Annotated in this window: 16 protein-coding genes; 6 read left to right on the top strand and 10 right to left on the bottom strand. The window is 61.3% G+C overall.

All coding sequences use genetic code 11. The annotated features are described in order from the left end of the window. Positions 1-563 precede the first annotated feature (563 nt). The 3 genes from G3O01_RS04220 (at position 564) to G3O01_RS04210 (ending at position 2,386) form a co-directional block, all read left to right on the top strand. Positions 564-1,208, top strand: coding sequence for an MBL fold metallo-hydrolase (locus tag G3O01_RS04220; protein WP_205803263.1), 645 nt, complete (start codon positions 564-566; stop codon positions 1,206-1,208). Further along, a complete protein-coding gene (locus G3O01_RS04215) occupies positions 1,205-1,822 on the top strand; it encodes an exonuclease (protein WP_205803262.1) in 618 nt (205 codons plus the stop codon). Before G3O01_RS04220 ends, G3O01_RS04215 begins: the two co-directional genes overlap by 4 nt. A gap of 105 nt (positions 1,823-1,927) precedes the next feature. Continuing rightward, a complete protein-coding gene (locus G3O01_RS04210; protein ID WP_012399541.1) occupies positions 1,928-2,386 on the top strand; it encodes an Lrp/AsnC family transcriptional regulator in 459 nt (152 codons plus the stop codon). A gap of 27 nt (positions 2,387-2,413) precedes the next feature. Here G3O01_RS04210 and G3O01_RS04205 read toward each other — a convergent pair whose 3' ends face one another. From G3O01_RS04205 to G3O01_RS04195, 3 genes are all read right to left on the bottom strand, one after another. After that, positions 2,414-3,616, bottom strand: a complete 1,203-nt coding sequence (locus G3O01_RS04205) for a cation diffusion facilitator family transporter (protein ID WP_205803261.1) — start codon at positions 3,614-3,616, stop codon at positions 2,414-2,416. 247 nt (positions 3,617-3,863) lie between these two features. Then, entirely contained in the window at positions 3,864-4,169 is a 306-nt protein-coding gene (locus G3O01_RS04200; protein ID WP_205803698.1) for an H-NS histone family protein, read from the bottom strand. A gap of 359 nt (positions 4,170-4,528) precedes the next feature. Continuing rightward, positions 4,529-5,194 carry a pyridoxamine 5'-phosphate oxidase family protein gene (locus tag G3O01_RS04195; RefSeq protein WP_205803260.1) on the bottom strand — a complete coding sequence of 222 codons (666 nt, stop codon included), beginning with the start codon at positions 5,192-5,194 and terminating at the stop codon, positions 4,529-4,531. 183 nt (positions 5,195-5,377) lie between these two features. On the opposite strand from G3O01_RS04195, the gene G3O01_RS04190 reads away from it, so the two are divergent. After that, positions 5,378-6,589, top strand: coding sequence for an MFS transporter (locus G3O01_RS04190; protein ID WP_205803259.1), 1,212 nt, complete (start codon positions 5,378-5,380; stop codon positions 6,587-6,589). Positions 6,590-6,940: 351 nt separating this feature from the next. On the opposite strand, the gene G3O01_RS04185 is transcribed toward G3O01_RS04190, so the two are convergent. Further along, positions 6,941-7,939 (bottom strand): cupin-like domain-containing protein, encoded by a 999-nt coding sequence (locus tag G3O01_RS04185; protein ID WP_205803697.1) that lies wholly within the window; start codon positions 7,937-7,939, stop codon positions 6,941-6,943. Positions 7,940-8,159: 220 nt separating this feature from the next. Continuing rightward, entirely contained in the window at positions 8,160-9,305 is a 1,146-nt protein-coding gene (locus tag G3O01_RS04180) for a branched-chain amino acid ABC transporter substrate-binding protein (protein WP_205803258.1), read from the bottom strand. 697 nt (positions 9,306-10,002) lie between these two features. Here G3O01_RS04180 and G3O01_RS04175 point away from each other — a divergent pair. Further along, positions 10,003-10,701 carry a dienelactone hydrolase family protein gene (locus G3O01_RS04175; protein WP_205803257.1) on the top strand — a complete coding sequence of 233 codons (699 nt, stop codon included), beginning with the start codon at positions 10,003-10,005 and terminating at the stop codon, positions 10,699-10,701. 105 nt (positions 10,702-10,806) lie between these two features. Further along, complete coding sequence (locus G3O01_RS04170) at positions 10,807-12,294, top strand: amidase (RefSeq protein ID WP_205803256.1); 1,488 nt, start codon at positions 10,807-10,809, stop codon at positions 12,292-12,294. On the opposite strand, the gene G3O01_RS04165 is transcribed toward G3O01_RS04170, so the two are convergent. The 5 genes from G3O01_RS04165 to G3O01_RS04145 form a co-directional block, all read right to left on the bottom strand. After that, positions 12,291-13,601: an MFS transporter gene (locus G3O01_RS04165; RefSeq protein ID WP_205803255.1), complete on the bottom strand. Its 1,311-nt coding sequence runs from the start codon at positions 13,599-13,601 to the stop codon at positions 12,291-12,293. The two genes, G3O01_RS04170 and G3O01_RS04165, sit on opposite strands and share 4 nt — an antisense overlap. A gap of 256 nt (positions 13,602-13,857) precedes the next feature. Then, positions 13,858-14,169 (bottom strand): high-potential iron-sulfur protein, encoded by a 312-nt coding sequence (locus G3O01_RS04160; protein ID WP_091778120.1) that lies wholly within the window; start codon positions 14,167-14,169, stop codon positions 13,858-13,860. Between the two features lie 244 nt (positions 14,170-14,413). After that, positions 14,414-15,526: an NAD(P)/FAD-dependent oxidoreductase gene (locus tag G3O01_RS04155; RefSeq protein WP_205803254.1), complete on the bottom strand. Its 1,113-nt coding sequence runs from the start codon at positions 15,524-15,526 to the stop codon at positions 14,414-14,416. 274 nt (positions 15,527-15,800) lie between these two features. Next, on the bottom strand, positions 15,801-16,088 hold the full coding sequence (locus tag G3O01_RS04150) for a DUF4148 domain-containing protein (RefSeq protein WP_205803253.1): 288 nt from the start codon (positions 16,086-16,088) through the stop codon (positions 15,801-15,803). A 229-nt stretch (positions 16,089-16,317) separates the two neighbouring features. Continuing rightward, the gene (locus tag G3O01_RS04145) at positions 16,318-17,295 is read right to left on the bottom strand and encodes an AAA family ATPase (RefSeq protein WP_205803252.1); all 978 of its coding nucleotides are present in this window, start codon (positions 17,293-17,295) and stop codon (positions 16,318-16,320) included. Positions 17,296-17,580 lie beyond the last annotated feature (285 nt).

Here is a 17,580-nt window from a genome sequence, read left to right as displayed (position 1 = left end):
GCGCGCACTGCGCAACGCTGGCGCAGGACGACGAAAGCCCGGACGCGGCACATTCAGCCGCTACCGCACGGTTAGTTTTCACGTCTGACGCAACTGTCCCCGCAGTTTTGGCCAGACCCCACAAGCCGCCATCGAACGTTTACACGCTCATGCGCCGGAAACTCACGGCGCTCAGGAAGGCGGCGTAGGCCCCATCCAGCGTTACGGCAGCGAGGCCGTGGCAGGCGCGTGGCACCTGGCTAGACAGGACGTGCGCATCGATAAAAGCGATCGATGCTGGATTTGCTATCGGTTACACCGACGGCACTTGCTTGATAGTGAAGCAGCAGCGTTCGTTCCCGTTTCATAGGACGAAACGCCTTTTCACCCAAAAGACGGTGCGGTTTCCTACACCCATAACGTGCATTATAGCAAAAACACAATTCTGTGTTGGCTACCTGTTCATCCGCCCGATGAATTCTCACTATTACTGCAAAAATGCGCATGCGCCAGTCGGCTTTCCGGCCAATGGCGCGCTTCGCAGTGGTCGGTACAATCGAGTTTTTCAGCCGCGCTCGCTCATCATGAAAGTCACTTTGATACCCGTCACGCCGTTCCAGCAGAACAGCTCCCTGCTCGTCTGCGAGACGACCGGCCGCGCCGCCGTCGTCGATCCGGGTGGCGATCTCGACATCATCAAGGGTGAAATCGAGCGGCAGAACGTGACGGTCGAAAAGGTGCTGCTGACGCACGGCCATATCGATCATTGCGCCGGCGCGAAGACGCTCGCTGAACACTATGGCGTGCCGATCGAAGGCCCGCATGTCGATGAGCGTTTCTGGATCGACAAGCTGCCTGAGCAAAGCGTGCGCTTCGGCTTTCCCGCCGCCGAAGCATTCGAGCCGACACGCTGGCTCGACGACAACGACACGGTGACTTTCGGCGACGAAACCCTCGAGGTCTATCACTGCCCCGGCCACACGCCCGGTCACGTGATCTTCTTCAGCCGCGCGCATCGTCTCGCGCTGGTGGGCGACGTGCTGTTCGCCGGCTCGATCGGCCGCACGGATTTTCCACGCGGCAATCATGGCGACCTGATCCGCTCGATCCGCGCCAAGCTCTGGCCGCTAGGCGACGACGTCACATTCGTCCCCGGCCATGGGCCCACGTCGACTTTCGGCGACGAGCGGCGCACCAATCCGTACGTTGCGGACGGAGTCGGCGCATGAGCGTGGAAATCTATGTGAGCACCGACGTCGAAGCGGATGGTCCGATTCCCGGCCCGCATTCGATGCTGAGTTTCGCGTCCGCGGCTTATACGGCGGACAAAAAGTTGATCGGCACGTTCTCCGCGAATCTCGAGTTGCTCGAGGGCGCGGCGCCTCACCCGGTGCAGGAAGCGTGGTGGAAAACGCAGCCCGAGGCGTGGGCCGCGTGCCGCAAGGACTTGCAGCAGCCGGCGGCCGCGCTCGTCGCGTATGTCGAATGGATCGAGGCGTTGCCGGGCAAGCCCGTGTTCGTCGCGATGCCGGCGGGCTTCGATTTCACCTTCATGTTCTGGTACATGATGCGCTTTACCGGCCGCTGTCCTTTCTCGTGGTCGGCACTCGACATCAAGACGCTCGCGTTCGCGATGACGGGCCTGCCGTATCGCAAGTGCATCAAGCCGCGTTTCCCGAAGCACTGGTTCGACGACCATCCGCACACGCACGTCGCACTCGATGACGCCATCGAGCAAGGCGCGCTCTTCTGCAACATGCTTGCAGAGCTGCGTGCCAGCCAGAGCGCGGCCGCGACGTCGGATGCCGACACCGACGACTCGGGACAAAAACCCGCCGACTAGCGACAAAAATTAGGGAATCTCCCTCAGCATCGCCGTCTTGCATTGCGTTTCGTTTCCGTGGCCTCTAACATTGACGGAAAAGGCGACGCGACAACGGAGGCGCAGTTGACACTCGATACGTTCTCTCAAAAGATCCTGCGTCTTTTGCAGCTAGACGCGCGCCGTTCGGTGCAGGAAATTTCCGATCAGGTCGGGCTGTCCAGCACGCCATGCTGGCGACGCATCAAGGACATGGAGCAATCGGGCATCATCCAGCGCTACACGGCGTTGCTCGACCGCGAAAAGCTCGGCCTGCACGTGTGCGCGCTCGCGCATATCCATCTGACGCGTCACACGGAAGGTGGCGTCGAGCAGTTCGAGCGGGAAATCGCCACTTGTCCCGAAGTCACCGAGTGCTACAGCACGACGGGCGAATCGGACTACATCCTCAAGATCGTCGCGCCTGACATCAAGGCGTACGACACCTTTCTCCACGACCGCATCTTCAAGATTCCGGCTGTCGCGCAAGTGCGCACCAGCGTCGTGTTGCGCGAAATCAAGTTCGATACGCAGTTGCCGCTCTAACAGGCGCGTTCGCGCGCCTGAAATCGCTCACGCATCGCCGCGCGGCTCGCGCGCGAGTTCCGCGCCGGCCGTCGACACATCCACGGCATGCGTCACGTTCAGGCGACGCGCGCCAAGTCGGTCCTTCAACGCGTCCAGATCGACGCGCTCCAGCCGGTGCACTTCGCTTTCCAGTGCATCGAGCCGGGACGGCTGCAAGGTCACGTCGATATCGAGCCCCGTGCTCAGATAGTGCAGGTTCACATTGGCTGCCGCGAGTCCCTGCGCGGCAAGCGCCGCTTCGACTTCGGCGGCGATCTTTGCACGCGGCGGCAAGTTGACGGGCGGCCGCGCAATCGCATCGTTTTCCGGATCGACGTGAATCAGCGCGTCGAGCACGCGGCTGTCCGACAGCACGCGCGCACGCGCCGTCTCCGCGATGTAATGCCCTTCCGAAACCGAGATCATCGGGTCGACGAGAACGTGCGCATCAACGAGCGCGAAGTCGCCCATCTTGCGCGTGCGCAGTTCGTGCACGTCGCGCACGCCGGGCGTCGATAGAATCCGGGCACGCAGATCGGCGGTATCGGATTCATCGAGCGCGCGATCGGACAGATCTTGCAGCGCGTCCCAACCGAACGTCCAGCCCATGCGCGCGACCATAAAGCCAACCGCCGCCGCAGCGATCGGATCGAGCAGCCGCACGCCGGCAATGCTCCCGACAATACCCAGCGCCACCACCAGTGACGACGCCGCATCCGAGCGCGCATGCCACGCGTTCGCGATCAGCATCGCCGACCGCACACGCTGTGCCTCGCGCAGCATGTAGCGAAACAGACCTTCCTTCGACACCAGCACGACGACGGCGACCGCGAGCGCGCTCACGTGAACCGCAGGGATGCTCTCCAGATCCGTGAGCCGCTCACCCGCGCGCCACAGCATGCCGCCGCCGACAGCGATCAGCAGGCCGCCCAGAAATAGCGACGCGACCGTTTCATAACGGCTGTGTCCGTAGTTGTGATCGGCGTCCGGTTCCGCGCCGCTATGCCGATTGGCAATCAGCACGACAAAATCGGAAATAAGATCGGCGAGCGAATGCACGCCATCCGCAACAAGCGCCTGGGAATGCGCAATGACGCCCACGACAATCTGAACCGACATCAACACCGTATTCAGTCCGATGCTGACGTAAGTGCTTTTGCGCGCTACGCGCTGTTTCTCCGCGGATTGGGCGGCAGGGTTGGAAGGCATTTGAAGGCAAACGGTTTCGTTACCATTTATTCTACCCGCTGCTTTGTGAAACCGCTGTTAAGCGGACAGAAAATACCTTTTAAATCATGTGCTTATCATAATGCGAAGCATTCGCATCGAAGCGCAGCCGATGTAGCCCTTGCTACGTCCTAAGAATTGAAAAGACTTGGCCAAATAAAAAACCGCGCTTCCGAATGGAGCGCGGTTTTTCTTATTGCATTGCTTGCGGTGCAAGCATTAAGTCATATTATTTCTCGATGAGAAATTTTTCGCGGTCTTGACCAGCAATCCAGCGCGGCGGCTTACCACGGCCGGACCACGTGCTGCCACTCGCGGGATCACGATATTTGGGCGCAACGCCAGCGCGGGGACGGCCCGCTGCCTTTGCTGCTTTCGCGCGCACGCCGCCGCCGAGTTCGGCCAGCGTAATGCCGTAATCAGACATTTTCTGCTTGATCTCGTTTAACACTTCCGCATACTCGCGCGCTTTTGCTTCTTCGATCTGCTTTTCGAGCTTTTCGCGCTGCGCGAGTAGTTCCCTGTAGGAGGACATAGTTTCCTTGATGTTCGATAAATGGACGGCCGGTCTATGCCGATTAGTCCGGAAAGTGATCATGCCTCGGAATTTGCTGGCGAGATTAACACAAAATAGAAACCCCAGAAAAGACGCCCGCGAAAATTAATTAATCTCAATTTCATAAACTTTCATGAAACTGGCAATCGCTGGCTTGAGCACGCCAAATTATTCTTTCACTGAATAACGCTCATCTGAGGAATAAATTCATATTTAACTGGCAAACCATGAAAAGCAATGGTTAATTTATTCCGAAACATTTCATGTCATGCGAGTTTCAGCCGGCAAAATGTAAAATGCCGGCCCGAATTGCGGTAAAAATCACCGCGCTTTACCTTTTACGCATTGACGTGGCGCGCGATGCAATCCTCCAGCGCCGCGTGCAGCATTTCGGCATCCGGTGCGGGCGTGTCAAACATCGCGCGGCTACGGGCGCCGGAAATGTCCAGATCCGCGCCGTACCGGTCGACGCCAAGCAGTTGCACATGTGCCGGCCGCTGCGAATGATGCTCGAAGAATTCGATGAGCGCGTTTTCCTCGTCGAACGAAACCGGGTCGAGCGGATCGAGTTCCGCCGCGCTCAGCCAGCCCATCGCACCGAATCCGCCGATATAGCGCATCCGCTCGATCGACATTACCCAGAAAGAAAAGTCGCCCAAAACCAGATAGCGTTCTGCGTCCGGGTGATAGCGCAGATAGCGCTGGGTTACCTCCGGCGTCGGCTCGACGTGCTCGAACGTGCCGACCAGCGTCACGCGCTGGCCATTGAGCACGTCGCCGTCCGGCGCGTGGACGATCAGAAAGCCAGAGCGCGGATCGGAATGCAGGTTGCGCGTGTGTTCGGCGAGTCGGCTCACGAGGATCGTCGGGCGATGCTGCGCATCCGGTGCGAACGGCAGCACGGTCGGATACGGATAGCCTTGCGGCTGGCGCGCGTGGGTCGCGAGCGTGCCGATGCCAGCCTGATGCAGCAGATGAAGCGGTGCGTGAGCGGGAATGTTCAAGTGCGCGTCCTCTTCGAATCATGTCTGTGGCGCGCGATGCCTGTCGGCACTCATCCGGCCGCGCGTGGAAAGTAGATATTAGTTCAGTGGCTTGCCCGCACGACACACCTCGCTTCGCTAGAATGTGGAAACGCTTTCAGTGCGCTTTCCTGGTGCACGCCCTGTTCATCCACCGAGCCCTCCGTGTCCGATCGTCCGTCCGACTCCGCTTCTCTTCCCACCGCGCATCGCAACCTGTCCGTGAGCGCGCGCAACCGCGCCCGCTACGCAACGATGGCGCTCTTCTTTATTGCGGGGATGATGTATGCGTCGTGGGGCGTGCACGTGCCGACCGTGCGCGACCGCTTCCAGTTGAATCCGGCGATGCTGTCGCTCGCGCTGTTCGCGGTGGCGGGCGGATCGATCGGTGCGATGGTGACGAATGCGCCGTGGATCGCGCGCGTCGGCACGCGCCGCGCGTGTCTCGCAGGCGGCCTTCTCATGTCGGTGGCGGGCGCACTGATCCTCGTCGCGCCGTATTACTGGATGCTGCTCGTCCTGCTCGCGCTCTTCGGCGCAGGCATGGCCACGCTCGATGTCGCGATGAACGCCGAAGCGAGCGCCGTCGAGGAAGCGCTCGGCAAACCGATCATGTCGTCGCTGCACGGCATGTTCAGCGTCGGCGGGATGGCGGGCGCGGCGGTCGGCGGCGCGGCGCTCGCGCATGGCATGGCGCCCGCCGTGCATCTGCTGCTCGCGGCGCTGATCAGCGCGGGCGTGCTGGTGGCCGCGTGTCCGTCCGTGCTGCCGCATGTGCCGCACTCCGAGCATCCCGACGCTCACTCGCCGCGCGGCAACCGCTGGCGCTCGCCCGCGTTGTGGGCGCTCGGCGCGATCGCGCTGATCGCCTTGATCGCCGAAGGCGCGATGTACGACTGGGCGACCGTCTATATGCGCGATGTCGTCATGTCGACGCCGGCCGTCGCGAGCGCGGCGTACGCGGCGTTCTCGGGCGGCATGGCCGCCGCGCGCTTCGCGGGCGACGCAGTGCGCGCCCGATTCGGCGCGCCGCAACTGATCGCCGCGAGCGCGTCGCTGGCTTGCGCGGGCATGATCGGCGCGCTGCTACTGCCGCACCCCATCGCCGCGTTGACGGGCTTCACGCTGATGGGCCTCGGCCTTGCCAACATGATGCCCGTGCTGTTCGCGGCCGCCGCGCGCGTCAAAGGCATTCATGCCGCTGAAGGTCTCGCGCATGTCGCGGGGCTCGCGTACTTTGGCCTGCTGCTCGGGCCGGTGATCATCGGCGGTGTGGCGCAGGTGACGAACCTGTCCATCGGTTTGTCCGTCGTCGCACTGTGCGCGGCGCTCGTCGCGTTCATCGGGCCCAAGGTGTTGCGCTGGCTCGGTATCTGAAGAACACACGCCTTCACCTGCGCTCGCGTTACGTTACGCGAGCCGCATATGTCCGCATGTTCCGCGACACATCAGCTCTCGTCGATTCTTCGTAACTTCCGCACATCGCGGCGAAACGCCTGATTTCACAAGGGTTTCGCGCGATGCGCGGCAACGCGATCGCAATGGCATAAGCCTTGCGAATTACCGCATACGTATCAAACAGGCATTCCGACGGGCAAGCCCAACGCAACAGGCGCTTCCCGTTCCAAAGAAAACAAAACGACGGCAATCAGAGCGTCAGGGGGGAACGGCGGGCCAGAACATCGGTCCGCCGTTTTTTTATCGCCGCGCCGTACACGGATGCCTCGCTCAGAGCTCGCGATACGAGCTGTACGTGCTGCCGAAATCGTTGCGTTCGAGAAAGTTCGTATAGGTCATCGTGACGGAAGCGTCGAGCGCTTCGACGTAATGCCACCAGCCGATCGGCACGAACAGCAGTTCCCCCGGCTCGAGCGTGCACTCGACCACACGCGCCTGCTCGAAAGAAGGAAAACGCGCGACATCGATCGCGCCGCCGTCCACCTGCGAATAGCAATGCAGATGGTTGTACATGTGGGCGGTGTCGGTGAACGGCACGAGCAGAACACGCTTGCGGCCGATTACCTGCACCATCAGATTGTTGGTCAGGTCGTGATGAAACGGCGTCTTCGTGCCGGCCGGGCCGAACCAGAAATAACCCGTGTCGCTCGACGCGCGATCCAGATATTCATCGACGGGCGGCGCATCGGTCCACAGTGCCGCGAGCGCCGCGCGGTTGCGCGACGCATTGTTCGCCGTCATGTAGAAGTCGTTCGTCACGCCCGCGCCTTCGACGAGATCGACGTAATCGCCAAAGCGCATCACGCGCTTCAACGCCGGCTGATTGATCTCGTAGTTCGTATCCGCGTCGCGCCCGAACTGCACTTCCACTTCGGCCTGACCGCAGCGCGCGCGAAAGTAGTCGAAATTCCACAGCCTGCGCGCGGGCGACATATCGAACATGCCGGTGACGATCACAGGCCGGTTCTGAAAATAAAACTGCTCGTAGAACGCATCGCGCGACAACCGCGCGCGGCGCTCGACGCTCGCCGCGCCCGCACGCATTCCATTGAGCTCGCCGTACACGGAAAGCATCCATTCGCGCTTGCGCAAACGATTGCGCAAGCGGGAACCCGCCAGAAAATAAGGGCTTTGCTGCGCGCTATCGATCTCGCATAACGCATCCTCGCGACCGAATCCATGCTCGACGAGCACGGCATGCACGGCCTCGGGCGATGCGTCGAGCAACAGGTTTTCGGCGATCCAGCGCCGCCATTCGTCATCGATCATTCGTGTCACGAGCGCGTCTCCCGCGTGTATTCCCTGATTCGACCATATCGCTGTTACAGCATCCCATGCACAAAAAAGAAATGCGCGGACAGACGCGCAAAAGGAACAGGCAAAACAAAAGGCACGCGAAAAAATCCGCGTGCCTCCTAAGCCTTTTCAGGCTGGTTCGCGTCCGGCGGAACGCGGCGAACCGCAATCCCGCCGGCTGCGCGAACGGCTCTTACATCTTCACGACGTCGAGCAGCGTCTTCTTGCCCGACTTGTAGTTGTACAGCGAGATCACGCCGTGCTTCAGGTCGCCCTTCGCGTCGAACGTGGTTTCGCCGATCACACCCTTGTAGTCCGTGTTCGGCATTGCTGCGAGGATCTTTGCCGGATCCGTCGAGCCCGAACGCTTCATTGCGTCGACGATGATGTACACAGCGTCATACGTGAACGGAGCGTAGATCTGGATCGGCTGACCGAAACGCTTCTGATACTTGGCCTGGAATTCCGCGCCGCCAGCCATCTTCTCGAGCGCCATACCGGCTTCCGAGCAGACGATGTTGTCGGTTGCGTCGCCAGCCAGGTCAGACAGCTTGTCGGTACACACGCCGTCGCCAGCCAGCACCTTCGCGCGCAGGCCGAGCTGCTTGGCTTGCTTGGCGAACGGGCCGCCCGTTGCATCCATACCGCCGTACATGATCGCGTCCGGGTTTTCGCCCTTGATCTTCGTCAGAATCGCGCGGAAGTCGACAGCCTTGTCGTTCGTCGCGTCATGCGACATCACGTTCAGGCCCAGCGACTTTGCGGTCTTCTCGAATTCGTTGGCGAGACCCTGGCCGTATGCCGTCGAGTCGTCGACGATCGCGACGCTCTTGACCTTCAGACCCTTGGCTGCGTAGTTAGCCAGTGCCGGACCTTGTTGCGCATCGGTCGCCACGACGCGGTACGTCGTCTTGAAACCTTGTTGCGTGTAGGCCGGGTTCGTTGCCGACGGCGAGATCTGAACGATGCCTGCATCGCTGTAGATCTTCGAAGCCGGGATCGACGTGCCCGAGTTCAGGTGGCCGACCACTGCGACGACCTTGTCATCGACCAGCTTCTGTGCAACCTGCGTAGCCGTACGCGGGTCAGCTGCGTCGTCCTGTGCATCCAGTTGCAGCGTGATCTTCTGGCCGCCGATCGTCAGACCCTTGGCGTTGATTTCTTCAACGGCGAGACGCGCGCCATTTTCGTTGTCCTTGCCCAGGTGAGCGATGCCACCCGTCAAAGGCGCAACATGGCCGATCTTGACAACAGTGTCGGCCGAAGCCGTCGTCGCCAACGTTGCAAACAGCATCGCCGCAGCGCTGATCGGCAACAACTTTTGGATTTTGATGTTCATGTAAGTCTCCGATTTCGGTCCCAAAATCAACGGTATCGCCCTTGTGCCCCGCTTCCTTCACGTGTCGCTCAAATCCCGTGGACGACTCCGCCGGATGCATCGTTCATGCACTTGGCAAGCACGCGTTCCAGCCTGTTTGTGGCAGGTGGCGCCCCGCGCTTGCGCGCAAGTGTAGGCCATCAAATTAATTTGTGGGGTTTTTTTGAGAAAGTGGGAAGAACACCAATAGCGTTTATCCCACTTCGTCGTGAAAGGCCCGTCCCATATGCCCGGAAAGCAACGGCTGGCGCGGGTTTCGGGCGAACGAGGCTTTCTTCTATAGTGCAGCTATCAAGCTTTGCCGGCGTCGTCCGTTAATGGTCCGGATGTGCATCGAAGGCGTCATGACGCGTAAACACAATACTGTTAGAGCGGTCTTGAGATCGTTCTCAGGCATTCTTAATGCGCGGCGCTCTATATGAAGTATGAGTACCGTTTTCGACGTTCGGACGTCGCGCGAGCAGCGGGCTGCATCCTCGCCACGAGCAGCGTTTTTGCGCGATATGCGTTTCAATCCCCTTACGGAAAGCCCGCCAGACGGGGCTCTCGCTGCAGACGCATTCTTTTTTTGGCACACTGGGCGCCCGCTGCGGGCGAGACGCCCGCAAACGATTGCCCGCCCGATAGCGGCTTCACCGTTTATGCAAGGAGAAAAAACGTGAGCGTGACTTCCCGATGGATCGACATTCCGACCGGCAATGATTCGTTTGGCGCCTATATGTCGACGCCGAAAAGCGGCAAGGGCCCGGCCGTCATCATCATCCAGGAGATCTTCGGCGTGAACGGCCACATTCGCGACGTCGTCGATCAATATGCGCAGGATGGCTACATCGCGATCGCACCGGATATTTTCTGGCGTACGCAACCGCGCGTCGAACTGACGTATGCCGGCGCGGATCGCGACAAGGGCATCGAGATTCTGCAGAAGACCAACGTCGATCTGGCTGTCGCCGATGTCGGCGCAACCGCTGCGACGTTGCGCGCAATGCCCGAAGTGACCGGCAAGATCGCGGCCATCGGCTACTGCTTCGGCGGCCGTCTCGCGTATCTGGCCGCGGCTGAGGGGACGCTCGACATCGCCGTGTCGTACTACGGCGGCGGCATCCAGAACGCGCTCGACAAGGCGCCGCAGATCAAGATCCCGCTGCAATTCCACTATGGCGAACTCGACCACGGCATTCCGCTGTCGGCAGTCGGCGAAGTGAAGGAGCGCTTCGCGGGCCGCGACAACGCCGAGCTGTATGTCTATCCGAACGCCGATCACGGCTTCAACTGCACCGAGCGCGATAGCTATCACCAGCATTCGGCTGCACTTGCGCATGGCCGCACGCTGACTTTCCTCGGCACCCACGCGTAAGTTACGCTAGAGGCGCGACGCGGCTGCGTCGCGCCCTGCACTTCATTCAGGGCGCACAGCCCGCGCGCAACGTCATCATCATTCCAGTTCGCGGGGGCCGTCGTCGTGCAATCCGATTATCTCGATCATGACGCGATCGGCCTCGCCGATCTCGTGCGCAAGCGCAAGGTGAGCGCGCGCGAATTGCTGGAAACGGCAATCGCGCGCGCCGAAGCCGCCAATCCCGCGATCAACGCGATCGTGCTGAAGGACTACGACGCTGCGCGTGAGCGCGCATCGCGTGAGCTGGAGAATGGCAACCGCGACGGTCCGCTCGCTGGCGTGCCGTATCTGGTGAAGGATCTCGGCTTGCCCGTCAAAGGGTTGCGCATGTCGATGGGCAGCCGCCACTACCGCCACTTCATCCCCGACGAAGACGCGCCGCTCGTCACGCGCACGCGCGAGGCCGGGCTCAATATTTTCGGCAAGACGAGCACGTCGGAAATGGGCCAGATGCCTTATACGGAGCCCGAACTGTTTGGGCCGTGCCGCAATCCGTGGAGTCTCGATCACACGCCGGGCGGTTCGAGCGGCGGCTCGGCGGCAGCCGTTGCGGCAGGCATCGTGCCGCTCGCGCATGCTTCGGATGGCGGCGGCTCGATTCGCATTCCCGCGTCGTGCTGTGGCCTGTTCGGCTTGAAGCCGTCGCGCGGACGCCAGCCGTCGAACGCAGTGCCTGCGCCCGGCGATCTCGGCATCGATCACGCCGTGTCGCGCAGCGTGCGCGACAGCGCGCTGCTGCTCGATCTCACTTCGGGCAATGCCGATCGGCCGATGGGTGCGCCCGGTACTTTTCTCGCCGCCGCGAGCGAAGCGTGCAAGCCGCTGCATATTGCATTCGTGACCGACGCGATGCTTGCGCCCACGCTCTCCGCCGACGCCCGCGCCGCGCTCGACGACGCCGCGCAACTCGCGGCGTCGCTCGGTCACCACATCGAACCTGTGACGCTCGGCATCGATTTCGAAAGCCTGCGCGAATCGTTTCTGATGATCTCGTCCGTCAGCGCCAAAAACCTCGTTCTAAGAGCCGATCAGATCACGGGGCGCAAACCGAATCGCGAGGAATTCGAGATCGCCACGTGGACGATGGGACATATCGGCCGCAAATTCGGCGAGCGCGAGTTGCCCGCCGCGCTCGAAGCGCAACGTCAGGTGAGCGCGAAAATCGCCGATCTGATGACGCGCTTCGACGTGATCCTGTGCGCGACGCTCGCGTCCGCGCCGATCAAGATTGGTGAAATGCAGCCCACTGCTATCGAGAAAATGCAGATGCGCGCCGTCACTACCGTTCCTGTCGAGCCGCTGATGCGCAAGCTGCTGACGGAAGTGTCGAACAAGGCGTTTGCGTGGGCGGGCTGCACGGAGCTGTTCAATCTGACGGGACAACCGGCGATGTCGGTGCCGCTCTACTGGAATGCGCGCGGCTTGCCGATCGGCGTGCAGTTCGCTACGCGTGAAGGCGGCGAAGCGACGTTGCTGCGGCTCGCTGCACAACTGGAAGCGGCGCGCCCGTGGTTCGACCGGCGGCCGCCGTTGATGCCCGCGCGAAGCTAGCGCCGCTCGAGCACATCGACGGGCTTGCGCATCGCGTCGAGGTCCGCGTGACGTTTCGCGGGTACGCACGCAACGGCGACGATCGATAGCGCGATGCCGCACATCACATAGTATGTCGGTGCGAGCGGCGAGCCTGTCTCCTTGATGAGCCACGTGACGATGAACTGCCCGAAACCGCCGAACAGCATCACCGCGAAGTTGTACGCGAGCGAAAGACCGATCGAGCGCACGTTCGCGGGAAAGAGTTCGGCCATCAGCGCGCCGAACGGTCCGTAATAGCCAGACAGCGTGATCGACAGCACCGCCTGCACGAGCACCAGCTTCGACACGCTCGGCGCGCCTTCCAGCCACGCGAACAGCGGATAGATCAGCACCAGCGTCAGAACCAGCGACCACAGCGACAAACCTTTGCGCCCAATGCGATCGGACCACGCGCCCGTCAGCGGCGACAACACCATCAACAGCAGATTGCCGACGATCACCGCCGTGAACGAATCCGAATAAGGCAGCTTCAGCTGCTTGACCGCGAAGGTCGGCAGATAACTGATCAGTACATAGACCGTCACCGTCAGCGCGATCACCGATCCAAGTCCGCACAGCACATCGCGTGAATGGTGCGCGAAGAGTTCGCGAAGCGTTGCGGGATGTGCGGTCTGCTTCGCGTGCAGGAATGCTTCGGAATCCGCGAGATTGCGGCGAATGTAGAAACCGATCGGCCCGATCATCAGACCGATGATGAACGGCACGCGCCAGCCCCAGGTCTTCAACGCTTCCGGCGACAAGCCGCGCGTCACCGCTGCGCCGACGATTGCGCCGAGCAGCAGCGCAGCCGCCTGGCTCGCCATCTGCCAGCTTCCGTAGAAACCGCGCTTCGAAAATGGCGCCGCTTCGATCAGCAAGGCCGTCGAACTGCCGAACTCGCCGCCCGCGGAAAAGCCCTGCAGCAATCGTCCGACGACGATGATGATCGGCGCGCCGATGCCGATCGCCGAATACTGCGGAGCAATCGCCAGAAGCAGAATGCCCACCGTCATCAGCGCGATTACCAGCGAAAGCGCTGCCTTGCGTCCCGCGCGATCCGCGTAAAGCCCAAGCACGATGCCGCCGACAGGTCGCATGACAAACGCGACGCCGAAGCTCGCGGTAGTGAGAAGAATCGAGGAGTAGTCGCTGCTGGAGGGAAAGAAGAGTTCGGCGATGACGACGGTGAGAAAACCAAAGACAGTGAAGTCGTACCACTCGAGCGCATTACCGATGACGGCCGCCGCGACCGCGCGGGTATTGAGGCTCCTCGCTGCTTGTGACATCGGTGTCTCCGGCCTTCGTCGAGGCATCGGGTGCAGTGGATTTGAAGTCGATTCGAACGGGCCGTCGTGGGGCCCCGCGCGCACGCCATGCGAGTGTAAGAGAGCACGACATCGGATTTCAAGCAACTTTCATACGACAAAGAGCGCATCGCCGCGTTGTGCGGCGTGCGCTCTTTCTGTTGCTGCGTGAGGCACGCGCGGCGATGCTGCATTGCATCGCGCGACACGCACCGCATGAAGCCTGCACTTCGTCGTATCAGGCCTTCTTGTTATATGCGCTGCACCAACCCTTGCTCGCGACCTGCTTGCCCGCGAACATCGGGCAGCCTGCGTAGGCGTCGGTGGCCTTGCCTTGATAGAAACTGCAGTTGCCGCAATCCTGGCCGGCTGCGTACTTTGCGTACTTCGCCTTGTCGACTTTCGATGCGTCTTCCTTGTAGCCGAGCGCCTGTGCCGTCGGATCGGACTCGGCGACCTTCGGTGCATCGGCGAACGCCTGGCGCGACAGCGCGAGCGTCGATGCCACACCGATACTCGTAATCAGAAACGTACGACGTGAATTGTTCATGGGGACTCACTCCATTGGTATTGTGGGGATCTACGCCGTTCTAACGACAGCGGTCCCCAAGCATAGCAATGAAGCCGACGCGCGTGACGCGTCAAATGTCGGTCATAAGGGAATCCGTAGCGTGGACGTGAGGTCGCAAATGCGCGTGATGATGACGGTCACGCGCGTGTCATCGCGATGTCACCAGCGCTATATGACGGCGACGAAACGACGCAGCGCTTGAGCGCCGCGTCGCCTCACTTGCTCAGGCTCGTCCGCTGACTTCACATACGCGCTGCGCAATCGCCAGCGACGCCGTCAAACCAGGCGACTCGATCCCGAACAGATTCACGAGACCTCGCACGCCGTGCGCGGCGGGACCTTGAATCAGGAAATCGGCGGCTGGCTCGCCGGGGCCCGAGAGCTTCGGACGAATGCCCGCGTACGCCGGTTGCAATGCGTGATCGGGCAGCGCGGGCCAATACGCGCGAATCGCCGCGTAGAACGATTCCGCACGATGCGGATCGACGTCGTAGTTGATCGAATCGACCCATTCGACATCCGGACCGAAGCGCGCCTGGCCACCGAGATCGATTGTCAGATGCACGCCGAGTCCCGCTTCGTTCGGCATCGGATAGATCAGCCGGTTGAACGGCGCGCGCCCGGAAATGCTGAAGTAATTGCCGCGCGCGAGATAGAGCGGCGGCACGTGACGCGCATCGAGCCCGCGAATCTTGCGGGCGATCGCATTCGCCTGCAGCCCCGCGCTGTTGATCACACACGCGGCGCCGATCGTGGTCGGCGAACTGCCGCCGACTTTCACGACGAAGCGCCCATTAACGGCTTCGATCGCTTCGACAGGCGCATGAAACGCGCACACTGCGCCATCGCGTTCCGCGTCGCCCTGAAGCGCAAGCATCAACTGATGACTATCGACAATGCCGGTTTGCGGCGAGAACACCGCTTCGACACACTGCAGAGCCGGCTCCAGCGCCTGCGCTTCCTCGCCGCTGATACGCATCAGGTCGAGCACGCCGTTTTCCTTGCCGCGCGCCATGATGCTTTCGAGTTGGGGAATCTGGTTGCGCGCCGTCGCGACGAGCAGCTTGCCGCAGCGCTGATGCGGCACGCCGCGCTCGGCGCAGTAGTCGTACAGCATCTCTCGGCCGCGCACGCACAGCGTCGCCTTGAGCGAACCGCGCGGATAGTAGATACCCGCGTGTATGACTTCGCTATTGCGGGAACTCGTGCCGACGCCGATGGCTTCCGCCGCTTCGAGCACGATCACTTCACGTCCGCGCGCAGCCAGTGCGCGCGCGACGGCTAGACCGACGACACCAGCGCCGATCACCACACATTCGATCTGATCCATGTCCATTGGACGCGGCTCGATGCGCCGCGTTCTCCCTCGTCATCCACCAGGATTTCGATAGCGTGCGGCGGCGTCATGACCGTGACCGCGTGCTGTCGAACGCTTCACATGCACATTGCGAAATCGCGCGACGCGCTACAGACACAAATGCCCGCAGCCTGGTTCGGCTGCGGGCATCAATATGTGGGAACGCGTCGAGCGTTTGACTCAGTGTACGCCCACGACGCTCATTCCTGGTGAATTTGGCGGACGCGTTCCGCCTGCGCCACAACAGGCTTGATCAATCTTGCGCAGTTGTGCGTTTGAACAGATGCCGCACGTCGACATGCGCGATCGGTGCCGTATAACCGCCCGTCGCGAACTGCTGCGGATAGGCGGGCGCATTCGGATTCAGGCTCAGTTCACCGTTGGCACGCGCTTGCGCCAGTTCGGTCCGCACTTCGGCACGCGTCTTCGGGCCGTTCACGGACGACGGGTTTTGCGTCGGCGCCGGGCTATAGCCGCTCGCGAAAGCAGGTGCAGCAACGACAGCGGAAATCAGCAGAGCGGCAAGCGAAAGCTTTTTCATGATCGGTTCCTGAGGTCTAGTCCGGTGCGAAACGCGCTTTGCATTTCAGTGAACGGAGTCTAGTCCTCAGCTATCAAGTTGCCGACCCTCATTAACGAAATTGACTGTTGTCGCAAACTGTTCAAATACAACCAGAATCACCCTGATTTCGCTGTGAAATGATTACATAATTGGAACAATGAACAGACTGCGGCAACGCAGCCTGTTCGCATAAATGACGCGAAACGCATCAGAAACCGATCGGTTTGCGGCGCGAGTTGTAGTCAAGGCGAATATCGTCGGCGCCGATCTGGTCGCGGTTCGCGATGCGCGCCGAGCCAAAACCATTCAATATCGCGCGCCGCATTTCGCGCGGCGACGCTTGGGTTAAAGCGTCGAGCGCGCCGCCGCCGAGCTGAGTCGGAAAGCGCTGACCCCAGCCATGTGCCGAGCGGATTTCGTCGTAGATCGACTGCGCGATACGGCGCGAGCCTTCGTGATCGGGCGGCGGAATCTCGTAGACGTTCATCCGGTTCATGATCGGCTCGGGAATCGCGCGTTCATCGTTGGCCGTCGCGATCCAGATCACGTGGCCGGCGTTGATCGGAATCTCCGCGAACTCGTCGATAAAAGTCTGCGCGGTGTCGTGCTCGAGCAGCGCGTAAAGCGCGCCGAGCGGATCATATTGCGAATCGCCCGTCGCCTTGTCGATTTCGTCGACCGCGATCACCGGGTTTGCATAGCTGCCGTGCACGAGCGCATCGAACACCTTGCCCGGCTTAGCGTTCTTCCATTGCGACGACGCGCCCGACAGAATCCAGCCCGCGGTGAGCGAACTCATCGCCACGTAGTGATACGCGGTGCCAAGCATGCGCGAAAGCTGCTTCGCGAAGTGCGTCTTGCCGATGCCGGGATCGCCGAGCAACAAAATCGGCATCAGTTCGAGGCGATCGTCGGTTTCGAGGCATAGCGCGACCTGCTTGCGGATATCGTCGAGCGGCTCGGTAAAGTTGGGCAGCGAGGCGATCAGATCGTCGATGGACGGCATCCGGTTCGGCTTCACGCAAAAGCGCAGATTGCCGACCTTCAGCATCTTTTCGTATGTGGAACGCAGCGCATCGTTCGCGCCTTCGCCGAGTTCGTTGAGCGCCGTCTCGACCTGATCCAGGTCATAGACCTTGCTGAACGATGCAACCGCGATTTCCTGCTTCACCATGGCCGTTGTCATAGCTTCCCCCCGTCGTGCCGGTCTTGCACTCGCAGCGTCCCCGACGCCGCTTCAATTTCAGTGTAACGACGCCGAAATGGCATGCAAGCCAGCAGCCACGCGGGTCTGCTGCTAATCACACATAGCGGGCGAGACAATTGCTTGAATCGTCACGTGCGCGTCCCTATCTGCAATGCAATGTAACCGCCGCGCGCTGAACCTTGGTTCCAGATCGGGTGTCAGAAAACCGTTATCTCGATAAAGCGTAAGATGGTCGGCGGTCGCAAGAAAGAACGCGCGGATACC

It is taken from the genome of Burkholderia sp. Ac-20365 (assembly GCF_017104715.1).
Taxonomy (GTDB): domain Bacteria; phylum Pseudomonadota; class Gammaproteobacteria; order Burkholderiales; family Burkholderiaceae; genus Paraburkholderia.
Note: the sequence above shows the minus strand (reverse complement) of the source record. Positions and strands in the feature narration are given on the sequence as shown.